Origin of the sequence: Actinomadura sp. KC345 (genome assembly GCF_004348515.1) — a bacterium.
In the GTDB taxonomy this organism is placed as follows: domain Bacteria; phylum Actinomycetota; class Actinomycetes; order Streptosporangiales; family Streptosporangiaceae; genus Spirillospora.
The window spans coordinates 29,625-47,888 of sequence record NZ_SMKH01000020.1; the positions used below are offsets into that span (position 1 = coordinate 29,625).

An 18,264-nucleotide genomic window follows, 5' to 3' on the forward strand; every position below is an offset into this window, starting at 1 on the left:
CGGATGGCCACACCGTCCTCCAGCCCCCGCCCTACCACCTGTCATCTGTAACGATGGGGAGATGAGCATCGATCGTCCTCGCATCTCCAAGCGCATCGCCGCGATATCCGAATCCGCCACGCTGGCCGTCGACGCCAAGGCCAAGGCGCTGAAGGCGGCGGGCCGCCCGGTCATCGGGTTCGGCGCGGGCGAGCCCGACTTTCCCACGCCCGACTACATCGTCGAGGCCGCGGTGACCGCGTGCAGGGTGCCGCGCTTCCACAAGTACACGCCCGCGGGCGGGCTGCCCGAGCTGCGCACCGCCATCGCCGAGAAGACCGAGCGCGACTCCGGCTACAAGGTGGAGGCGTCCCAGGTCCTGGTGACCAACGGCGGCAAGCAGGCGGTGTACGAGGCGTTCGCCGCGCTGCTCGACCCGGGCGACGAGGTGCTCGTGCCCACGCCGTACTGGACGACCTACCCCGAGTCGATCAAGCTGGCCGGCGGCGTGCCCGTGGACGTGGTCGCCGACGAGACCACCGGCTACAAGGTGAGCGTCGAGCAGCTGGAGGCGGCCCGCACCGACCGGACGAAGGTGCTGCTGTTCGTCTCGCCGTCCAACCCGACCGGCGCCGTGTACTCCCGCGCCGAGATCGAGGCGATCGGCCGCTGGGCCGACGAGCACGGGCTGTGGGTCGTCACGGACGAGATCTACGAGCACCTCGTGTACGGCGGCGCCGAGTTCCACTCGATGCCGGTCGTGGTGCCGGAGCTCGCCGGCCGGACGCTCGTCCTGAACGGCGTCGCCAAGACGTACGCGATGACGGGCTGGCGGGTGGGCTGGCTGGTCGGCCCGGCGGACGTGGTGAAGGCCGCGGCCAACCTCCAGTCGCACGCGACGTCCAACGTGGCGAACGTGTCGCAGGCGGCCGCGCTCGCCGCGGTGACCGGTGACCTGTCCGCGGTGGCGGAGATGCGCGCGTCGTTCGACCGGCGCCGCAAGACGATCGTGCGGATGCTGAACGAGATCCCGGGCGTGGTGTGCCCCGAGCCGGAGGGCGCGTTCTACGCCTACCCGTCGGTCAAGGAACTGCTGGGCAAGGAGATCCGCGGCAAGCGCCCGGAGACGTCGGTGGAGCTGGCGTCGCTGATCCTGGAGGAGGCGGAGGTCGCGCTGGTGCCGGGGGAGGCGTTCGGCACGCCGGGTTACTTCCGGCTGTCGTACGCGCTGGGCGACGACGACCTCGTCGAGGGCGTCTCGCGCGTCGCGAAGTTGCTCTCCGAGGCGAGCTGACACTCTCCCGCCGCGACGAACCGGCCCCGGGCGCATACGTGCCCGGGGCCGGTTCTTTCACGGGTGGACAGCCGCCCCACGCCTGCCCGTCCCCAGGAGGTCCCGGCCGGGTGTCCCGCCGCGGCCCCTCTCCGCCGCGGGACACCCGACCGGAACAGGTCACGTTCCGCCTGGAGCGGGGTTCACGGGCGTACGCCCTCGGCCATGCGCATGAGCTGCTCCTCGGCCTGGCCACCGGCCGACACCGTCGCTCCGACGCCCGGCCGGGCCAGCCACGAGATCTGGCGTCCGGAGCCGGGACGGTCGCCGATGAGCGCCGGCATGCCCCGCACGGACGTGGTGCGACTGGAGAGGCCGGGCGTCTTCATCAGGTCCTGCGGACCGGTAAGGCCGCTTCCCTTCACCATGCCGATCTCGACCCACCCGGCGCTCCCACGCCATTTGCACGTCGTCGTCTTGCGCTTCGCATCGCCTGTCACGGCGCACGGTCCGGTGGCGGTGAGACCGTCCGGGATGTAGCCGATCCAGCGAGGCAGGTCATCGGGGGCCCCGCCTGTGCCGGGCTCGCGCGGCTCGCTCCCGGGCCCGCCCGAGGACGGGCGGGCCTCCGGCTTCCGTGAGGTTCCCGCCCCGGGCGCCTCCATGCCTGACGGGGACACGGAGGGGCCCGGGGCGGGAGGCCGTTCCGGCCGCCGGAGCGTCGAGCCGCCGTCTGCGGGGCCGACGGTCTCGTCACCGGCGGGTGCGGCCCGGAACGACTGGTAGGCGGGGACGAGGGCGAGCGCCACGACCGAGGCCGCGGCGACTCCCATGGCGGCGTGGATCCGGGCCTTCCTGCGCCGGTGGCGGCGCTTGACGTCCACGGCAAGCGACGGCGGCGCGGCCGTCCCCGCGGCCCGCTCGGCCATCGCCCTGCGCAGCTCACTCTCCAGATCCATCGTTCATCTCCCCAGTGGCGCCAGGTTCTTGTCGAGGCGCTCCCGGAGCCTGGCGAGCCCCCGGGACGCCTGGCTCTTGACGGTTCCGACCGAACAGCCGAGCGCCTGCGCCGTCTCCGCCTCCGAGAGGTCCTCCCAGAAGCGCAGGACCAGTACCGCCCGCTGGCGCGGGCCGAGCTTGCGCAACTCGTCCATGAGCGTCCCCCTGAGCTCGACGGCGTGGTCGGACGAGACCGCCGGTTTCTCCGGCAGCCGCGCCATCTGGATCTCCCGCAGCACCTTCCACCGCCGGGACCGGCTGATCACGAGGTTGACCAGGATCCGGCGGACGTAGGGCTCCGGGTCGGTTCCGGCCTCCAGCCGTCCCCAGTGCCTGTAGGCCTTCTCCAGCGCGGTCTGCAGGATGTCCTCCGCGTCCTGCCGGGCACCGCACATCAGCGCGGCGGTACGCAGCAGGGCATCGCCGCGTGCCGCCACGAACTCCACGAACGACTCGTCGTCTCGACGCCCCACTGTGCTCCATCCCGGGCTAGAGCAAATCCGGCTCGTCTTTGTCGGGGGGTGGGCGGCTCCGCGCCGAGCCGCCCACCCGTTCTTGCTGGGACCGGCGTGCCGGGCTCCGGCCTACCGGGCCTGGTGCAGGGTGGCCGCGATCTCCTTCAGGCCGCCGCCCGCCAGCACAGGGCTGCCGTTGATGTAGAGCGAGTGGCCGTTCGGCTCGAACACCAGTACTCCGTCGCCGCCCGGCCCCATCCAGCCGGCCGCCCCGTGCACGGTGATCGGGGTGCCGCCCTCAGGGAGGTCCATCGCCTGGCGCAGCTGATTCTGCGTCATGCCGGCGGGCGTCTTCAGCGTTTCGACGGTGATCCACCGGGCGTTGCCGCCGACCGCCCCGGCCTTGGCGGCCCACTTCTGCGTGACGGCGCAGACGTTCTTCTTGCGCAGGTCGGTCGAGCCGGGGGCGGTCGAGACGTGCCGCAGGCCCTTGGTCAGCATGAGGGTCTTCTCGACGGGGCCGCCGACCTTCACCGCGGGGGCCAGCTTGCTGCAGTCGAGCTTGGGGACGGACGGCAGGCCGGGCCTGGCGGGGACGCGGGGGGCCGGCTTGTCCACGGGGCCGCCCTTCGGCAGGTCCCCGGTGGACGGCGCGCACGTCGGGAGCTGCTTCCCGGCGTCCGGCGCCTTCACGCCCGGGACTTCCGTGTCGGGCAGGCCCGTGTCGGGCAGGTCGGGCTTCGGGAGGTCCTTGGAGGGGACGTCCACGTCCGGCAGGTCCTTCTTGACCCCGTTCTGCTCCAGCTGCTTCTCGACCTGCTTCTTCGCGCCGGTCTCCGGGACCTTGGCGTCGGGCAGGCCGGGCTTGGCCGGAAGGCAGGTCGGGGCGCTGCTGGGCACGGCGTCCTGGACCTTGCGCTCCGCCGCGGGAGCCTTCGCGCCGTGGGACTGGAGGCCCGCCTCCTCATGGGTGCCGGTCATCGCCCACGTCGCTCCGCCGCCCACGGCGACGGTGCCGATGGCGGACGCCGCGATCAAGGCGGCCTTCAGCGTGATCATCATGTATCCCTTCTGCCCGTCATCCTTCTGCGGGGTATGCCTGGTCTCTCTCTGGCGCCCCTCGTATACGCACGGTGCAGGGCCGGGGTTGCACGCGATCCCAAAGTTTTTTCGGATGCCCATGAGCGGGGATGGCCGTGCCGTGTCATAGGAGGTAGTCCGGTGTGGTGATCCTCGCCGCAAGGGGTACGACGAGGACGATGATCCGGCAGCATTGGCTCATGGAGGCCCGTACCGTTTCACCCCGTCCGCCCCAGGAACGTTCCATACGAGATCCTTCGGTGCCGGACCACCCGAGGCCCGCCGTCGCGCGCGGCCCCGCCCGCCCGGACGTGGCCCTGCTCCCCAAGGCGCATCTGCACCTGCACTTCACCGGGTCGATGCGGCATTCCACGCTCGTCGAGCTGGCCGGCGAGCACGGCGTGCACCTGCCCGACGCCCTCGCCGAGGATTGGCCGCCCAAGCTGCACGCGACCGACGAGCGGGGATGGTTCCGGTTCCAGCGGCTCTACGACATCGCCCGCTCGGTGCTGCGAACCCCGGACGACCTGCGCCGCCTGCTGCGCGAGACGGCCGAGGACGAGGCCGCGGAGGGGTCGGGCTGGCTGGAGATCCAGGTCGACCCGAGCGGGTACGCGTCCACGTTCGGCGGGCTGACCCCGACGGTCGAGCTGATCCTGGACGCGGCGAAGGAGGCGGCGCGGGCGGCCGGCATCGGCATCGGCGTGGTGATCGCGGCGAACCGGACGCGCCACCCGCTGGACGCCAAGACCCTCGCGCGGCTCGCCGTCCGGTACAACGGCGACGGCGTCGTCGGGTTCGGGCTGTCCAACGACGAGCGGCGGGGCCGGGCCTACGACTTCGAGGGCGCGTTCCGCATCGCCAAGCGCGGCGGGCTGCTGTCGAGCCCGCACGGCGGTGAGCTGCTCGGGCCGGCGAGCGTCCGGGAGTGCCTGGAGACGCTGGACGCCGACCGGATCGGGCACGGGGTCCGCGCCGTGGAGGATCCGCGGCTCCTGGCGCAGATCATCGACCGGGGCGTGACGCTGGAGGTCTGCCCGGCGTCGAACGTGGGGCTCGGCGTGGCGGCGACCGCGGCGGACGTCCCCGTACGGCGCCTGTACGAGGCGGGCGCGTCCATCGCCCTGGGCGCCGACGACCCGCTGCTTTTCGGTTCGCGGCTTGCCGTCCAGTACGAGCTCGCCCGGACCGAGCACGGCTTCTCCGACGCCGAACTCGCCGAACTGGCGCGCCAGTCGATCGGGGCGTCCGCGGCGCCGGACGACGTGCGCGCACGGCTGCTGGCGGGCATCGACGCCTGGCTGTCAGGCTGACGCCCCGCCGGCGGCGGACGGCCAGAGCCCGCGGCGTTCCAGGTGGGCCACGAGGAGCTCACCGGCCCGGACGATGTGGTCGCGCATCTCGGCGCCCGCGGCCGGTGCGTCCCCGTCCCGCAGGGCGGTCAGGATGCGCTCGTGGTCGCGGACGGCGAGGCCGGGCCAGTCGGGGAGCCTCGCGTACAGTCCGCGCGGGACGTAACGCGCGGCGGTCGCGAGCGACCAGGCCAGTTTCGCGGAGTCGGCGGCGAGGTTGATCTCCCGGTGGAAGTGGTGGTTGTGCTCCTCCACCAGGTCGGGTCTCCCGGCGGCGTCGGCACGTTCCAAATCGTGCTGGAGCGCGTTCATGGCGCGGAGGGTCTCGGGGCCGATCCGCGGGGTGGCCCGCGTGGCCAGTTCGGCGGCGATGCCCGCCTGCACCCAGAAGAGGTCCTGGATGTCGCGTTTGGACAGCGGCGCGACGACGAACCCGCGTCTCGGTTCCAGGACGACGAACCCCTCGCTGCGCAGCGACTTGAGCGCCTCCCGGACCGGGGTGACGCTGATGCCGAAGTCCATGGCCAGCCGTTCGAGCCGCAGGTAGTCGCCGGGACGGACGCGTCCGTCCATGATCAGCTCTCGGATGCGGGCGGCGGCCTCGTCGCTCAACTGGAGGCGCACGCCGAGCGTCTGCCGGGTGGCGGGTGCGGGTAGGGCCAATGTCGTGCTCCCATCCGGGGCCCTTCCGCAGCGGGGGCGGCGGTCGCACAGAGCCCTGACTTCATGCTTCCCGCTCGATGCCCGTTTCAGCCGTTCAGACGGTGACGCCCGGTTCGGCGAGCGTCAGAGGGTCACGCCGACGAGGACGGGCTCGTTGACCAGCTCCACGCCGAACGCGTCGCGGACGCCGCCGCGAACCTCGCGGGCGAGCGCCAGCAGGTCGGCGGTGCTGGCTCCGCCGGGGTTGGTCAGCGCCAGGGTGTGCTTGGTGGAGATGCGTGCCGGGCCGACGGTGTGGCCCTTGGTGAAGCCGGCGCGGTCGATCAGCCACGCGGCGGACGTCTTCACCCGGTCGCCGATCTCCGGGTAGCGCGGGAACGCCGCGTCCGGGCCGAGCCGGTCGGCGACGCGGCGCTCGAGCTCGGTGAGCTGGTCCGGTCCGAGGATCGGGTTGGTGAAGAACGATCCGGCGCTGCGGGTGTCGGGGTCGGCGGCGTCCAGGACCATGCCCTTGCCGCGCCGCAGTTCGAGGACGGCGTCGCGCGCCTCCTTCAGCGTCACCCTGTCCCCCGGCCGGACGCCGAGCCTCTTCGCCAGTTCGGCGTAGGCGACGGGCTGCGACTCCTCGGCCTCGTGCAGCGCGTACGTCACGTCCAGGACGACGTACCGGTCGTCGCCCTTGAACACGCTGTGCCGGTAGGTGAAGCGGCAGGCGTCCCGGTCGAGCGTGACGACGGCGCGGGTGCGGCGGTCGTAGGCGCGGACCTCGACGATCGTCTCGCTGACGTCCTGGCCGTAGGCTCCGACGTTCTGGATCGGGGTCGCGCCGACCCGTCCGGGGATGCCCGACAGGCACTCGACGCCGGCGAGGTTCTCGGCCACGCAGCGCGCGACGAACGGGTCCCAGTCCTCGCCGGCCTGGACCCGGACGTGGACGGCGTCGCCTCCGGAGGCGACGCGTTCGGTGCCCCGGGTGGAGACGTGGACGACGGTGCCGGGGAACCCGTCGTCGGAGACCACCAGGTTGCTGCCGCCGCCGAGCACGAGGACGGGTTCGCCCTGCTCGTCGGCCTTGCGGATCGCGGCGACCAGTTCCGCCTCGGTCGTCGCCTCGACGAAGCGCCGGGCGGGGCCGCCGAGCCGCAGCGTGGTGTATCCGGCCAGGTTCACCTCTTCAGCGAACACCGCCACGTCGTGTTCCCCTCCCGTACGTGCCCGGTCACCCGCCGCGCGGCCTCCGCCCGCGCCCGCACCGGCCGGAGCGTCCCGGCCGGTGCGCCGCCTTGGTGCGGTTCAGGCGAGCTTGACGACCGCCTTCGCGCGCGTGAGGACCTTCTGGTCGTTCGACTTGGCGGTGAGCGCGACGACGACCTTGTTGCCGTCGAGCTTCTCCTCCACCTGGCCGCTGATCTCCAGCGTCGCGCCGCCCTCGTCGGGCACGACGACCGGTGAGGAGAACCGTACCCCGTAGTCCACCACGGCACCCGGGTCGCCTGCCCAGTCGGTGACGAAGCGGCCGCCCTGCGCCATCGTGTACATGCCGTGGGCGATGACGTCCGGCAGGCCCACGGCCTTCGCGGTGGACTCGCGCCAGTGGATGGGGTTGAAGTCGCCGGACGCGCCCGCGTACATGACGAGGTTCGCGCGGTCGACCGCGTACGTCTGCGCGGGGATCTCCGTGCCGACCTCGACGTCGGCGTAGTTCACCTTGGCGGTCATCAGGCCCCCCGCTCCACGATCGTGTTGTAGGTCTTGCAGATCAGCTCGCCCTCGACGGTCGTGACGTCGGTCTCGACGACCATCTTCTCGTTGTTGCCGATCGACTTGATCTCGGTGATCGTCGAGGTGCAGGTCACGACGTCCCCGGCGCGGACCGGGCGGGTGTACTCGAACCGCTGCTCACCGTGCACGACCATCGCGTAGTTCAGCCCGAGGTCGGGGTCGGCGAGGCCCGGGTTGCCGAGCGAGACGACGATCGGGAAGGTCGGTGGTGCGATGACGTCGGGATGCCCGGCCGCCTTGGCGGCCTCCTGGTCCCGGTAGACCGGGTTGCGGTCGCCGATCGCGTCGGCGAACTCGCGGATCTTCACCCGGCTGACCTCGTACGGCTCGCTGGGCGGGAAGCTCCGCCCGATGAAATCACGGTTGAGTGCCATGCAATCCCGTCCCTCCAGGTCCGACAGGGCCTCGGTGCCCGCCCAGGGCACGCGTCGGTGCCGTTTCGAACGGACGGTAACAGAACGACGTTCAGCCCGTCCTCGCGGGTCTCGATGGCGAGGACGGGCTGATGACGTTGGGGCAAGCGTGCGAAGAAGCAGCCGCTGCACGGGGCGCGCCTGCGCGCTCAACTACCGGTTCTTCCACGGCGGACGACAGGTTCCGCCCGCAGCGCCGGGTCAGCGGTGCTCGCGGTGGAGGCGGTGCGTACGGCAGTTGGGGCAGTACTTCTTCATCTCCAGGCGGTCCGGGTCGTTGCGCCGGTTCTTCCGCGTGATGTAGTTGCGGTGCTTGCACTCCTGGCAGGCCAGCGTGATCTTCGGCCGGACGTCGGTGGCAGCCACGATGGAGTGCCTTTCTGAGCTGGTGACATGGGACTGCGAACCCCGGCCGCCCGCGGAGGGTGACCGGTGGTTCGACCCAGCCTGCTCACCCCCGGGACGGGGATGAGAGACATGGGTAGTAGCGAGGGCCGGACTTGAACCGGCGACACAGCGATTATGAGCCGCTTGCTCTGCCTGACTGAGCTACCCCGCCGTGATGGTCTGGTGTGGACCGGAATGCAAGGATACCGGATGCTCACCGAACCCTGGAAACACGAAATCCCGGACCGTGATCGGGGAATCGGCTTCGAGGGTTCCCGGACGGCTCCCCCAGGTCAACGGGTGCGCCGACGACCTGCGAAACGTCCTACTGGAACCGGTGGGACGCTACCACAGCGCCATGTATGGAGCGAATCCGGTGGCCGCCGAGGGCGCCCGCCACCGGACCGGCGTCGGAGACGCCGAAGGCCGCCCCGATGACGGGACGGCCTCTGCGCTGATGAGCCCCTTTACGGAATCGAACCGTAGACCTTCTCCTTACCATGGAGACGCTCTGCCGACTGAGCTAAAGGGGCCTGCGTCGTTCGCGCAGTGAAACCATACACGGACTCGGGACCACGTGCGAACTGGTTGAACGGTCGTGCGCGAGGCCGGAGGAGGCGGCCCCCCGGCAGGCCGCGACCCCGGCCGGGCGGCCGACGTTTTCGCTGGTCAGCGCAATAGCGTCCGGGCGATGACGAGTTGCTGGATCTGGCTCGTCCCCTCGTAGATGCGGAACAGCCTGGCGTCGCGGTAGAAGCGCTCGACGCTGACGCCGCGCATGTAGCCCATGCCGCCGAAGACCTGCACGGCGCGGTCGGCGACGCGTCCGACCATCTCGGAGCAGAAGTACTTGGCGGAGGACGGTCCGATCTTGGTGTCCTCGCCCGCGTCGTAGGCCCGTGCCGCTTCGATGACCATCGAGCGCCCCGCGTACAACTCCGCCTGCGAGTCGGCGATGAGCCCTTGGACGAGCTGGTATTCCCCGATCACGCTGCCGCCCTGGTGGCGCTCCTTCGCGTAGGCGACGGTCTCGTCCAGGATTCTCTGGGCGAGACCCACGCAGACGGCGGAGATGCTGACCCGTCCGTGGGCGAGGGACGCCATGGCGGTGCGGAAGCCCGTCCCCTCTGTCCCGACCAGGTTCCCCGCGGGGACGCGCACGCCGTCGAAGAAGACCTCGGCGGTGTGGGCTCCGCGCTGGCCCATCTTCTCGTCGGACGGGCCGATCTCCAGGCCGGCGGCGCCCTTCTCGACGAGGAACGTGGAGATTCCGCGGGAGCCTTCGCCGCCCGTCCTGGCGAAGACCATGAAGACGTCGGCCTCGGGGGCGTTGGTGATGAACCGCTTCGAGCCGCTGATCACGTAGTCGCCGCCGTCGCGGACGGCGGACGTGGTGAGCGTGCTCGGGTCGGAGCCCGCCTCGGCCTCGGTGAGCGCGAACGCCCCGACGGCCTCGCCGGACGCGAGCTTGGGCAGCCACGCGTCCTTCTGCGCGCCGGTCCCGGCGTTGACGAGGACCTGCCCGGCGATGCCGTTGCTGGTCCCGAACATGGAGCGGAACGCGGGGCTGGCGTAGCCGATCTCGAAGACCAGCCGCACCTCCTCGCTGAGCGAGAGCCCGAGGCCGCCGTACTGTTCGGGCAGCGCGTACCCGAACAGGCCCATGTCCCGGGACGTGCGCCGCAGCGGCTCCGGGATCGCGTCGGTCTCCTCGATCTCCTCCTCGCGGGGGATCACCTGGTCGCGGACGAAGCTGCGGACGGCCTTGAGCACGTCGGCGAAATCCTGAGGCTCCATGGCCTCATTCTAGAATCAGATTCCAGGATGAAGGGAGTGAAACCGGCGCTAGAACCGGACGAGGACGGCGGTGGCGTCGTCGTACCGCTTCCCCCGCGCCGCGGTCGCGGACGCCTCCGCCTGCCGGGTGCGCCTCACGAGTTCCCGCGGCCCCTCCTCGTCCAGCAGCCGGAGCAGGTCGTCCCAGCCCATCCGCCCGAACCGCTCCACCAGCCTGGACGCGCCGTCGCTCAGCACCGCCGCCCGCCTCAGCCCCTCGACCGGCACCTCACCGGTCAGCCCTTCGTAGGCGGCCTCCGGTTTCGTGCTCGCCACCCAGAAGCCGCCCGGGGCGTTGCGCGAACTCCGCACGCCCTCCAGCGTGTAGCTCGGCAGGTGGTCGACACGGTCGTCGCGGAAGACCCTGACCTCGCCGACGTCCATCACGATCGGTGAATCGGCCAGGACGAACCACTCCACCGCCGCGCCGCGCCGCCGGAGCAGCGAGACCGTCGCCGACGGGCTGTCCGGGTTCTCCAGATCGCACGTCCCCGTGTGCCCCTCCCCGGTCACCTTGATCGCCTCCGCCACCAGGTCGGGGAGCGGCTGGCCGTCCTCCAGCGCCAGCAGCGCCGCGATCCGGCCGCCGAGCCTGCGCACCAGCCACGCCGGATCGTGCCGGCACCCGCTGTCCACCCCCGCCGGGGCCGTGGCGCCGTCCAGCAGCACGACCCATCCGGGGCCCGCCGCCACGAAGTCCTCGTTCTCCCGGCCGGGAGTCGCCTCACTCACATAACTCACCTGCACGGAGGCAGGTCTACCCCCTGAACCGCCCCGCCGGTGACCGGTAGAACAAAACCTCACCTTCGGTCCACATCGGAACGCGCGGCGGGGGAAGGAAGAGTGAGGCGCCGCACGGGCCACGGCAGGGTCCGACATGCCCGGCTTGGGTGCGGAATGCGACGTCTCTGACGAGACGGCCGGTCTAATGTTGCACCATGGCAAATATTCACCCCTCGCCGGAAAGACGCACTCGCGGCTGCTTTCCGGGCGGACAAGGCATAGACGGGAGCATTGACGATGAGCGGTGACACAGGGGAGGAACGGGTCGCCGACCTGCTGCGCTCGCGGCGCGACGCCGTGCTCGACCGCTGGGTGGAACTGGTCACCGAAGGAGTCCGCGGCCGCATCACCGAGCGCGAGGTGCGAACGGAGCTGACCGAGCTGTACGGCCTTGTCGAGCGCGCCATCACCGGCGACGGCACCGCGTCCGGCGAACTGCGGGCGGCGCTGGCGGAGGTCTCCCGGAGCCGCGCCCGCCAGGGCTTCAGCCCCAGCGAGACCGCGATCGGCGTGTTCTCGCTCAAGCGGGCCGTACACGAACGGCTTCGGGCCTCCGGCGGGGACGGGGCGAACGCCGGGTTCAGCGAGTTCTCCGCCTACATCGACGACCTCGGGCTTACGACCTTCGAGGCGTACGTGGCCACCCGCGAGCAGGTCATCTCCGACCAGGCCGCGCAACTGCTGGAGCTCTCCACGCCGGTCGTGAAGATGTGGGAGGGCATCCTCGGCGTCCCCCTCGTCGGCACCCTGGACTCGGCCCGCACCCAGGTCGTGATGGAGACGATGCTGCAGATGCTCGCCGACACGGGTTCGCGGTTCGCCGTGATCGACATCACCGGGGTGGCGGCGGTCGACACCCAGGTCGCGCAGCACCTGCTGAAGACGGCGATGGCGGCACGGCTGATGGGCGCCGAATGCATAATCTCGGGCATCCGGCCGCAGATCGCGCACACGATCGCGGCCCTCGGCATCGAGTTCGGCGACATCGTCACCAAGGCGTCGCTGGCCGACGCGCTGGCCCACGCGATGCGGGGCCTCGACCTGCGGGTCGTGAGGGGGACGGACGCGTGAACGAACGGGTGCCGATCCTCAGAATCGGGCGGTTCCTCCTGGTGTCGATACAGATCGACCTTGAGGATCAGACCGTCCTCAGGCTCCAGGAGGAGCTGGCCGAGGAGATCGTCAGAAGCGGTGCCCGCGGTGTGATCATCGACATCTCGGCGATCGACATCGTCGACTCGTTCATCGGCCGGACGTTCTCCACCATCGCCTCGATGTCGCGGCTGATGGACGCGGCGACCGTGGTCGTCGGGATGCGCCCCGCCGTCGCGATCACGCTGGTCGAACTCGGGCTGTCACTGGACGGCGTCCGCACGGCACTGGACCTGGAGCAGGGGATGAGCCTGCTAGAGGCGACGCTGGACGGCCGATGACCACGCCGGCCGCCGGCGAGGTCCGCATCGCCTCCAACGAGGACGTCGTCCGCGCGCGGCAGCTCGTGCGGAACGCCGCGTCCGAGGCCGGGCTGTCGCTCGTCGACCAGACCAAGGTCATCACCGCGGCCAGCGAGCTGGCCCGCAACACGCTGGTGCACGGCGGGGGCGGCTCCGTCCAGGTCGAGCGGACCGTGGACGCCCGCGGCCGGACGGGTCTCCGCATCGTCTTCACCGACGACGGGCCCGGCATCCCCGACATCGAGCAGGCCATGGCCGACGGATGGACCACCGGCGACGGCCTCGGCCTCGGCCTGTCCGGCGCCCGCCGCCTCACCGACGAGTTCGAGCTGGAGAGCGGCCCCGGCAAGGGCACCCGGGTGGCGGTGGTCAAGTGGATCCACTGACCGCACCCGAGTGGACGGCCAGCCCGCTCGCGGACGAGTCGAGATGGTTGCGGGCCGAGGAGCCCAGCTCCGCCGCCGGTGCGCGGCGCGAGGCCACCGCGCTCGCCGAACGGCTCGGATTCGCCGGGCAACGGCTCGGCCAGGTCCAGCTCGTGGCCACGGAGGCCGCCACCAACCTCGTCAAGCACGCCGAGCGTGGCGAGATGCTGGTGCGGATCGTCCGCAACGGCCGCACCGCCTCCCTGGAGATCGTCTGCCTCGACCGCGGTCCCGGCATCGCCGACGTGCCCCGCTCGCGCCTGGGCGGGTACTCGACCAGCGGCACGCTGGGCCTCGGGCTCGGCGCGATCGAGCGGCTCGCCGACCAGAGCGGGCTGCATTCCCTCCCCCGGGCCGGCACGACCCTGTTCGCCCGTTTCCGGCAGCCGGGCGAGGAGCCCGGGCAGGCCGCGCCCGAACCACCGTTCGCCGGGCTGACCCGGCCGATCGACGGCGAGCGGGAGTCCGGCGACGCCTACACGGCGATCGCCGCGGACGGCACGGTGTACGCGATGCTCTGCGACGGTCTCGGGCACGGCGCGCTGGCGGCGACCGCCTCGCAGGAGGCCGTCCGGGCGACGCGGAACACCCCGCTGCCGGCGCGGCCCGCCGAGATCCTGGAGCGGATCCACCTGCGGCTGCGCCCCACCCGGGGCGGCGCGGTCGCCGTCGCGGCGATCGACCCGGACGCCGGACGGGTGCGCTACGCCGGGCTCGGCAACATCGCCGGCTGGATCCTCCACCCGGGCGGCCGGACCGGGATGATCTCGGTCCCCGGCATCGCCGGCACGCGGGCGCGCCTGCGTGAACACGACTACGACCTGCCGCCCGGAGGGGCCGTGGTGATGCACTCCGACGGCCTGACCGACCGCTGGGACCCCGCCCGCCGGCCGCCACCGTCCGGCGGCGACCCGCTGCTGATCGCGGCGATCCTGCTGCGCGACGCCGGACTACGGCACGATGACCGTTCCGTGCTCGTGGTGACCGCTCCCGGAGGGCTGTGACGGGCATGCGCGACGATCTGGTGAGGATCGAGATCAGTGAGGCGGCGGGCGTGTTCGCCGTCCGGCAGACCGGGCGGCAGGCCGCCGCCGCGCTGCACCTCACCGTCCACGACCAGGTCAGGGTGGCCACCGCGCTCAGCGAGATCGGGCGGGAGTTGTTCTCCCATTCCGGTGGGGCCACGGCCGCCTTCATGCTGGACCGGGACGGGGAGCCCGCGCTGGTGATCGAGTTCGACAGCAAGAAACGTCCCGGGGCGGAGGTCCCCCGGGAGGGCATCCAAGCCGCCACACGGCTGGTGGACCACGTCGAGGAGGACGGAACCGGGGACCGCCCTCTCATCCGGGTCCGCAAGAACCTCCCGGCCGCCGCGGCCCAGGTCACGGCCGTCGAACTGGCCCGACTGCGCACGAGGCTGCGGGGCCTGTATCCCGTCTCGGCGCTGGAGGAGCTGCGCACGCAGAACGCCGAGCTGATCGACGCACTGGAGGAGGCGCGGCGCAAGCGCGAGGAACTCCGGCTCCTCAACGCCGAGCTGGAAGAGACCAACCACGGCGTGATGGCGCTTTACACGGAGCTTTCCGACGAGCTGGAGAAGACCAACCGGGGCGTCGTGGCGCTGTACGCGGAACTGGATGAGAAGACCGACCAGCTCCGTGAGGCCGGCGAGGCCAAGAACCGCTTCTGGGCCTCCATCAGCCACGAACTGCGCACCCCCGTCAACTCGATCATCGGCCTGGCCCGGCTGCTGCTCGATCCCGGCGCGGACCCACTCCACGACGAGCAGCGGCGGCAGATCTCGCTGATCAACGACACCGGCATGACCTTGCTGTCCCTGGTGAACGAGCTGCTGGACATGGCCAAGGCCGAACGGGGCCACCTGGAACCGCAGCCGGCCGCGGCGGACACGGGTGCGCTGATGAGGCAACTGTCGGCGCTCCTGGCGCCCATGGCGAAACGGAGCGGCCCGGAACTGGTGGTGGACGCCGCCGGCACGCCGCCCGTCCTGGTCACCGACGAGGTGATGCTGACACGGGTGCTGCGCAACCTTCTGGTCAACGGGCTGAAGTTCACCGATGACGGCGAGGTGCGGCTGACCGCCCGATCCGTAGGGGATCGCGTGGAGTTCACCGTCCGCGACACCGGCCGCGGCATCCCGCCCGACGACCTGGAACGGGTCTTCGAGGAGTTCTACCAGGTGCCCGACGTCAAGACGGAGGGGACCGGGCTCGGCCTCCCCTACGCCCGGCACCTCGCGCGGCTGCTCGGCGGCGACCTCACCCTGGACAGCGCCGTCGGCGAGGGCACGACGGCCACGCTGTGGCTGCCGAAGCGGCCGCCCCCGCCCGACGAACACGCCGCCACGCCCGACGAACACCGCAAGACCCGGCCGCCCGAGAATCGGGGCGCCACCGGAGGACCGCAGACCCGGGAGGAGCGATGACGGATCGCGAGCATTGCACCGCGCTGGTAGTCGACGACAACGACACCAAGCGGTACATCATCGCCAACTGGCTGCAGCGGGCCGGCCACACCGTCGTGGACGCCACGAACGCCACCGAAGCCTGGCAGCGGCTCGCCGAACACGACGTGAACCTGATCGTTCTGGACGTCAAGCTGCCCGACGTGAGCGGCATCGAGGTGAGCGCGCAGCTCAAGGCCGACCCGGAGACCGCCTCCGTGCCCGTCATCCAGATCTCGGCCTGGGCCGTGGAGTCCACCGACCGCACGCGCGGGCTCCGGCAAGGCGCCGACGCCTACCTCACCGACCCGATCGACCCGGACGAGTTCCTCGCGACGGTCGAGTCGGTCCTGCGCTACTCCCGGGCCCGGGTACGGGCCGAGCGGATGGCCGAGCGGATGGCCGCGTTCACCCGCACGTCCCTCGCCATCAACGCGGCCGAGACCTTCGAGGAGTTGACGATGGTCGCGGCGCGCGGCGCCTTCGAGATCTTCGGCGAGCCCGCCTCCGTTCTCGTCCTGCCTCCGGACGGGCGTCCCCGGCGCGCGGTCACACTGGACGGCACCCCCGAGCAGCGCACGAGCCCTGCCGGGGTGTTCGACCGGCTCCCAGCCCTGCTGAGACTCGGCGACGAGGCCGGGACGGACACCGCCTTCGTGGCGGCGGACCGGTGGAGGTCGGTGCTGCCCGACGCGGTCGCCCACGGCGACGTGGCCGTGGTGATGTCACGATCCAAACGGGAGGGCCCGCCGGTCTGCATCGGCATCGAGGCCGTCGGAGAGCCGGACGACGTGGACCTCAACGTCCTCCGCCAGCTCGGGCAGGCGCTCGCCCTGGCGATGGGAGCCCTGCGGTCCTTCACCGAGCAGCGCCTGATCTCGCTGACCCTGCAGCGCAGCCTGCTTCCCTCGGAGCACCCGTCCGTCCCCGGCTGGACGTTCTCGGTCCGCTACGAGCCCGCCAGCGAGCAGGCGGAGGTGGGCGGCGACTTCTACGAGGTCATCGACCGCGGCGACCACGTGCTGGTCGCGATCGGCGACGTGCAGGGCCACTCCCTGCACGCCGCCACGGTGATGGCGGAGATCCGGCACGCGCTGCGCGCATTCGCCGAAGAGGGCCACGACGCCGTCATGATCCTCCGGCTCCTGAACGGCGTCATGCTCCGCTACCACGACGACCAGACCGTCACGATGTGCCTGATGACCCTGGACCCTCGCACCGGGTCCCTCCAGGTCGCCAACGCCGGCCACCTCGCCCCGCTGTACGTCGCCGGCGGCGAGGCCCACTACGGCACGGGCGGCGGCGTCCTGCTCGGCTTCCCGACGGACCGCGTGGCGATCGAGGAGGCCGAGGTCCCGCCCGGCGGCACGGTCGTCCTGATCACCGACGGACTGATCGAGGACCGCGGCATTCCCCTGTCGGAGAACCTCGAACGCCTGCGCACCATCGCCATTCCCGTCGACGACGACCTGGAACGGTACAGCGACCGCCTGATCGCCGAGTTCGGCCACCGGGAAGACGACGTGGCCCTGATCGCCCTCCGGCGCTCCCGCTGACCCCGGCCCAGGCGCCCCTTGCCGACCTCGTCGCCGGGTGTCAGGGTGAGGGCGAGGCCGGACCATGCGGAGTGATGGCTGATGCCCCAGAGCGACGAGGTGTCGACGGCTTCCCTCCACTACCGGGCGCACCTGCCGACGGGGATCGCCGTGTCGATCGCGGTCCTCATGGCGATCGCGTTGATCCCGCTGCATCTGCTCGCCGTACGCGACCTGGGCGTACCGACCTCGGTGGCCAACCTGGCCGTGATCGTCACCAGCATCCTGGTCGCGAACGTCTTCCTGGTACGGGACATGGTCCTCTCCGGCGACGGCCGCCTGAAGGTCACCGGCCTCGGCCAGCGCATCGACATCGACATGCGCCACCTCACCGAGATCCGCGCCTCCATGGTCGCCCACGCCGGCTTCGGCCTCGCTCAAGTGCGCTGGGGCAATGAGGGCTTCCGCATCTGGCAGTCGATGACCTACATCCCCGACTCACGCCGGAAACGCCGCAGGAGCCGCTCCTCCGGAATCGTCAGCGACGATTTCCGCGACCTCGTGTACCGCCTTTACCTGATCAACCCGGCGATAACCGTCCACGGCATAGCCCCGCCACAGTCGATCCGCCGAACCCGTTTCCCTGCCCCATGACCCAGCCGCGACCGCCCGTTCACGCCATTGCCGACGCATGGCGGGAGGATCGATTCGGGTCACTGTTCATGGGGAAGAAGCGCTCCGTCCCCGCCATCCAGGCGGCGAGCACAAGCGCCCCCGTTTCGAACGCGACGAGATCGGCGTTCCACCGGGAGTCCGCAGGGACGTCCCCGGAGCCCTTCGCCCGGCGCAGCAGCGCCACGCCCGCCACCAGGTTCACCCCCGCCCACACCGCGTTGACGGCCGGCCCGGAATCCCGCCCGGCCAGCGGCGTCAGATGCCGCCGCCCGGTGACCGCGGTGGCGAGATGCGGTGCGACATTGGCGACCAGCACCCCGGCGATGAACGACTGGACTCGCGAAACTCTCATACCGAGAGGCTAGTGCTCCTGGAAAAGAGGCGGCCGCCATACGCCAAGCCCGCCCCGACCGGCTGTAACCGCATCGGCCACGAAAGTGTCCCCAGGGCGGGGGCCCGCCGCACTTGTTCCGGATCTTTGTCCGGGGCCTCGATCGTGCTGTGATGTCGGTCTCGACTGGGCCACCGAGGATTGCCGTCCATCGACGTTCTCCGACAGTGGAGCACAGAGGCACGGCTAAGCTTGTTCTTTAACCTGGTTGGGTTCTTGGCTGGTGGGATCGGTGGTTCGCCTGACAGAGGGACGGCCTTGGCGTGATCATGTGCGCTGTTGAGGACGCAGTGTGATCACTACCAAGGCCGTGAGGGT

At 71.2% G+C, this 18,264-nt stretch carries 20 protein-coding genes and 2 tRNA genes; 9 read left to right on the top strand and 13 right to left on the bottom strand.

The window, feature by feature from the left end; genetic code table 11:
- Window positions 1-61: 61 nt before the first annotated feature.
- On the top strand, window positions 62-1,273 hold the full coding sequence (locus tag E1281_RS05615) for a pyridoxal phosphate-dependent aminotransferase (protein ID WP_131876061.1): 1,212 nt from the start codon (window positions 62-64) through the stop codon (window positions 1,271-1,273).
- 182 nt (window positions 1,274-1,455) lie between these two features.
- On the opposite strand, the gene E1281_RS05620 is transcribed toward E1281_RS05615, so the two are convergent.
- From E1281_RS05620 to E1281_RS05630, 3 genes are all read right to left on the bottom strand, one after another.
- The gene (locus E1281_RS05620) at window positions 1,456-2,211 is read right to left on the bottom strand and encodes a hypothetical protein (RefSeq protein ID WP_131876062.1); all 756 of its coding nucleotides are present in this window, start codon (window positions 2,209-2,211) and stop codon (window positions 1,456-1,458) included.
- Between the two features lie 3 nt (window positions 2,212-2,214).
- Window positions 2,215-2,724, bottom strand: a complete 510-nt coding sequence (locus E1281_RS05625) for a SigE family RNA polymerase sigma factor (RefSeq protein ID WP_131876063.1) — start codon at window positions 2,722-2,724, stop codon at window positions 2,215-2,217.
- 111 nt (window positions 2,725-2,835) lie between these two features.
- Window positions 2,836-3,768: a hypothetical protein gene (locus E1281_RS05630; RefSeq protein WP_131876064.1), complete on the bottom strand. Its 933-nt coding sequence runs from the start codon at window positions 3,766-3,768 to the stop codon at window positions 2,836-2,838.
- Between the two features lie 278 nt (window positions 3,769-4,046).
- On the opposite strand from E1281_RS05630, the gene E1281_RS05635 reads away from it, so the two are divergent.
- A complete protein-coding gene (locus E1281_RS05635; RefSeq protein WP_279433595.1) occupies window positions 4,047-5,099 on the top strand; it encodes an adenosine deaminase in 1,053 nt (350 codons plus the stop codon).
- Here E1281_RS05635 and E1281_RS05640 read toward each other — a convergent pair.
- The 9 genes from E1281_RS05640 to E1281_RS05680 form a co-directional block, all read right to left on the bottom strand.
- On the bottom strand, window positions 5,091-5,801 hold the full coding sequence (locus tag E1281_RS05640; RefSeq protein ID WP_207943117.1) for a GntR family transcriptional regulator: 711 nt from the start codon (window positions 5,799-5,801) through the stop codon (window positions 5,091-5,093). The genes E1281_RS05635 and E1281_RS05640 overlap by 9 nt on opposite strands.
- A 123-nt stretch (window positions 5,802-5,924) precedes the next feature.
- Window positions 5,925-6,992 (bottom strand): UDP-N-acetylmuramate dehydrogenase, encoded by a 1,068-nt coding sequence (locus tag E1281_RS05645; RefSeq protein ID WP_131876065.1) that lies wholly within the window; start codon window positions 6,990-6,992, stop codon window positions 5,925-5,927.
- Window positions 6,993-7,094: 102 nt separating this feature from the next.
- Window positions 7,095-7,520 carry a MaoC family dehydratase gene (locus E1281_RS05650; RefSeq protein WP_131876066.1) on the bottom strand — a complete coding sequence of 142 codons (426 nt, stop codon included), beginning with the start codon at window positions 7,518-7,520 and terminating at the stop codon, window positions 7,095-7,097.
- Complete coding sequence (locus E1281_RS05655; RefSeq protein ID WP_131876067.1) at window positions 7,520-7,957, bottom strand: MaoC family dehydratase N-terminal domain-containing protein; 438 nt, start codon at window positions 7,955-7,957, stop codon at window positions 7,520-7,522. Before E1281_RS05655 ends, E1281_RS05650 begins: the two co-directional genes overlap by 1 nt.
- 240 nt (window positions 7,958-8,197) lie before the next feature.
- Entirely contained in the window at window positions 8,198-8,362 is a 165-nt protein-coding gene (gene rpmG, locus E1281_RS05660; protein ID WP_131876068.1) for a 50S ribosomal protein L33, read from the bottom strand.
- A 119-nt stretch (window positions 8,363-8,481) separates the two neighbouring features.
- Window positions 8,482-8,555 (bottom strand) — tRNA-Met (locus tag E1281_RS05665).
- A 288-nt stretch (window positions 8,556-8,843) separates the two neighbouring features.
- Window positions 8,844-8,916, bottom strand: a tRNA-Thr gene (locus E1281_RS05670).
- Window positions 8,917-9,052: 136 nt separating this feature from the next.
- Window positions 9,053-10,180, bottom strand: a complete 1,128-nt coding sequence (locus tag E1281_RS05675; protein ID WP_131876069.1) for an acyl-CoA dehydrogenase family protein — start codon at window positions 10,178-10,180, stop codon at window positions 9,053-9,055.
- 48 nt (window positions 10,181-10,228) lie between these two features.
- Window positions 10,229-10,951, bottom strand: a complete 723-nt coding sequence (locus E1281_RS05680) for a protein phosphatase 2C domain-containing protein (protein WP_243716626.1) — start codon at window positions 10,949-10,951, stop codon at window positions 10,229-10,231.
- A 288-nt stretch (window positions 10,952-11,239) separates the two neighbouring features.
- On the opposite strand from E1281_RS05680, the gene E1281_RS05685 reads away from it, so the two are divergent.
- The 7 genes from E1281_RS05685 to E1281_RS05715 all read left to right on the top strand — a co-directional run bounded on the left by E1281_RS05685 (window position 11,240) and on the right by E1281_RS05715 (window position 17,534).
- Entirely contained in the window at window positions 11,240-12,073 is an 834-nt protein-coding gene (locus tag E1281_RS05685; protein WP_207943118.1) for an STAS domain-containing protein, read from the top strand.
- Window positions 12,070-12,435, top strand: a complete 366-nt coding sequence (locus tag E1281_RS05690; RefSeq protein ID WP_131876072.1) for an STAS domain-containing protein — start codon at window positions 12,070-12,072, stop codon at window positions 12,433-12,435. The genes E1281_RS05685 and E1281_RS05690 overlap by 4 nt, the downstream gene beginning before the upstream one ends.
- Window positions 12,432-12,842, top strand: coding sequence for an anti-sigma regulatory factor (locus tag E1281_RS05695; RefSeq protein WP_131876073.1), 411 nt, complete (start codon window positions 12,432-12,434; stop codon window positions 12,840-12,842). Before E1281_RS05690 ends, E1281_RS05695 begins: the two co-directional genes overlap by 4 nt.
- Window positions 12,830-13,885 (top strand): ATP-binding SpoIIE family protein phosphatase, encoded by a 1,056-nt coding sequence (locus E1281_RS05700; protein WP_131876074.1) that lies wholly within the window; start codon window positions 12,830-12,832, stop codon window positions 13,883-13,885. The genes E1281_RS05695 and E1281_RS05700 overlap by 13 nt, the downstream gene beginning before the upstream one ends.
- A gap of 5 nt (window positions 13,886-13,890) precedes the next feature.
- Complete coding sequence (locus E1281_RS05705) at window positions 13,891-15,327, top strand: sensor histidine kinase (RefSeq protein WP_131876075.1); 1,437 nt, start codon at window positions 13,891-13,893, stop codon at window positions 15,325-15,327.
- On the top strand, window positions 15,324-16,901 hold the full coding sequence (locus E1281_RS05710; protein WP_131876076.1) for a fused response regulator/phosphatase: 1,578 nt from the start codon (window positions 15,324-15,326) through the stop codon (window positions 16,899-16,901). Before E1281_RS05705 ends, E1281_RS05710 begins: the two co-directional genes overlap by 4 nt.
- 150 nt (window positions 16,902-17,051) lie before the next feature.
- Window positions 17,052-17,534, top strand: a complete 483-nt coding sequence (locus tag E1281_RS05715; protein ID WP_131876077.1) for a hypothetical protein — start codon at window positions 17,052-17,054, stop codon at window positions 17,532-17,534.
- A 19-nt stretch (window positions 17,535-17,553) separates the two neighbouring features.
- On the opposite strand, the gene E1281_RS05720 is transcribed toward E1281_RS05715, so the two are convergent.
- The gene (locus E1281_RS05720) at window positions 17,554-17,907 is read right to left on the bottom strand and encodes a hypothetical protein (RefSeq protein WP_131876078.1); all 354 of its coding nucleotides are present in this window, start codon (window positions 17,905-17,907) and stop codon (window positions 17,554-17,556) included.
- Window positions 17,908-18,264: the final 357 nt, after the last annotated feature.

What these genes read in the sequence shown, in the direction of transcription:
- E1281_RS05630 (WP_131876064.1), bottom strand. Translation starts at nt 3,768, where the DNA reads ATGATGATCACGCTGAAGGCCGCCTTGATCGCGGCGTCCGCCATCGGC.
- E1281_RS05620 (WP_131876062.1), bottom strand. Translation starts at nt 2,211, where the DNA reads ATGGATCTGGAGAGTGAGCTGCGCAGGGCGATGGCCGAGCGGGCCGCG.
- E1281_RS05710 (WP_131876076.1), top strand. Translation starts at nt 15,324, where the DNA reads ATGACGGATCGCGAGCATTGCACCGCGCTGGTAGTCGACGACAACGAC.
- E1281_RS05650 (WP_131876066.1), bottom strand. Translation starts at nt 7,520, where the DNA reads ATGACCGCCAAGGTGAACTACGCCGACGTCGAGGTCGGCACGGAGATC.
- E1281_RS05720 (WP_131876078.1), bottom strand. Translation starts at nt 17,907, where the DNA reads ATGAGAGTTTCGCGAGTCCAGTCGTTCATCGCCGGGGTGCTGGTCGCC.
- E1281_RS05675 (WP_131876069.1), bottom strand. Translation starts at nt 10,180, where the DNA reads ATGGAGCCTCAGGATTTCGCCGACGTGCTCAAGGCCGTCCGCAGCTTC.
- E1281_RS05695 (WP_131876073.1), top strand. Translation starts at nt 12,432, where the DNA reads ATGACCACGCCGGCCGCCGGCGAGGTCCGCATCGCCTCCAACGAGGAC.
- E1281_RS05655 (WP_131876067.1), bottom strand. Translation starts at nt 7,957, where the DNA reads ATGGCACTCAACCGTGATTTCATCGGGCGGAGCTTCCCGCCCAGCGAG.
- E1281_RS05685 (WP_207943118.1), top strand. Translation starts at nt 11,240, where the DNA reads ATGAGCGGTGACACAGGGGAGGAACGGGTCGCCGACCTGCTGCGCTCG.
- E1281_RS05705 (WP_131876075.1), top strand. Translation starts at nt 13,891, where the DNA reads ATGCGCGACGATCTGGTGAGGATCGAGATCAGTGAGGCGGCGGGCGTG.
- E1281_RS05615 (WP_131876061.1), top strand. Translation starts at nt 62, where the DNA reads ATGAGCATCGATCGTCCTCGCATCTCCAAGCGCATCGCCGCGATATCC.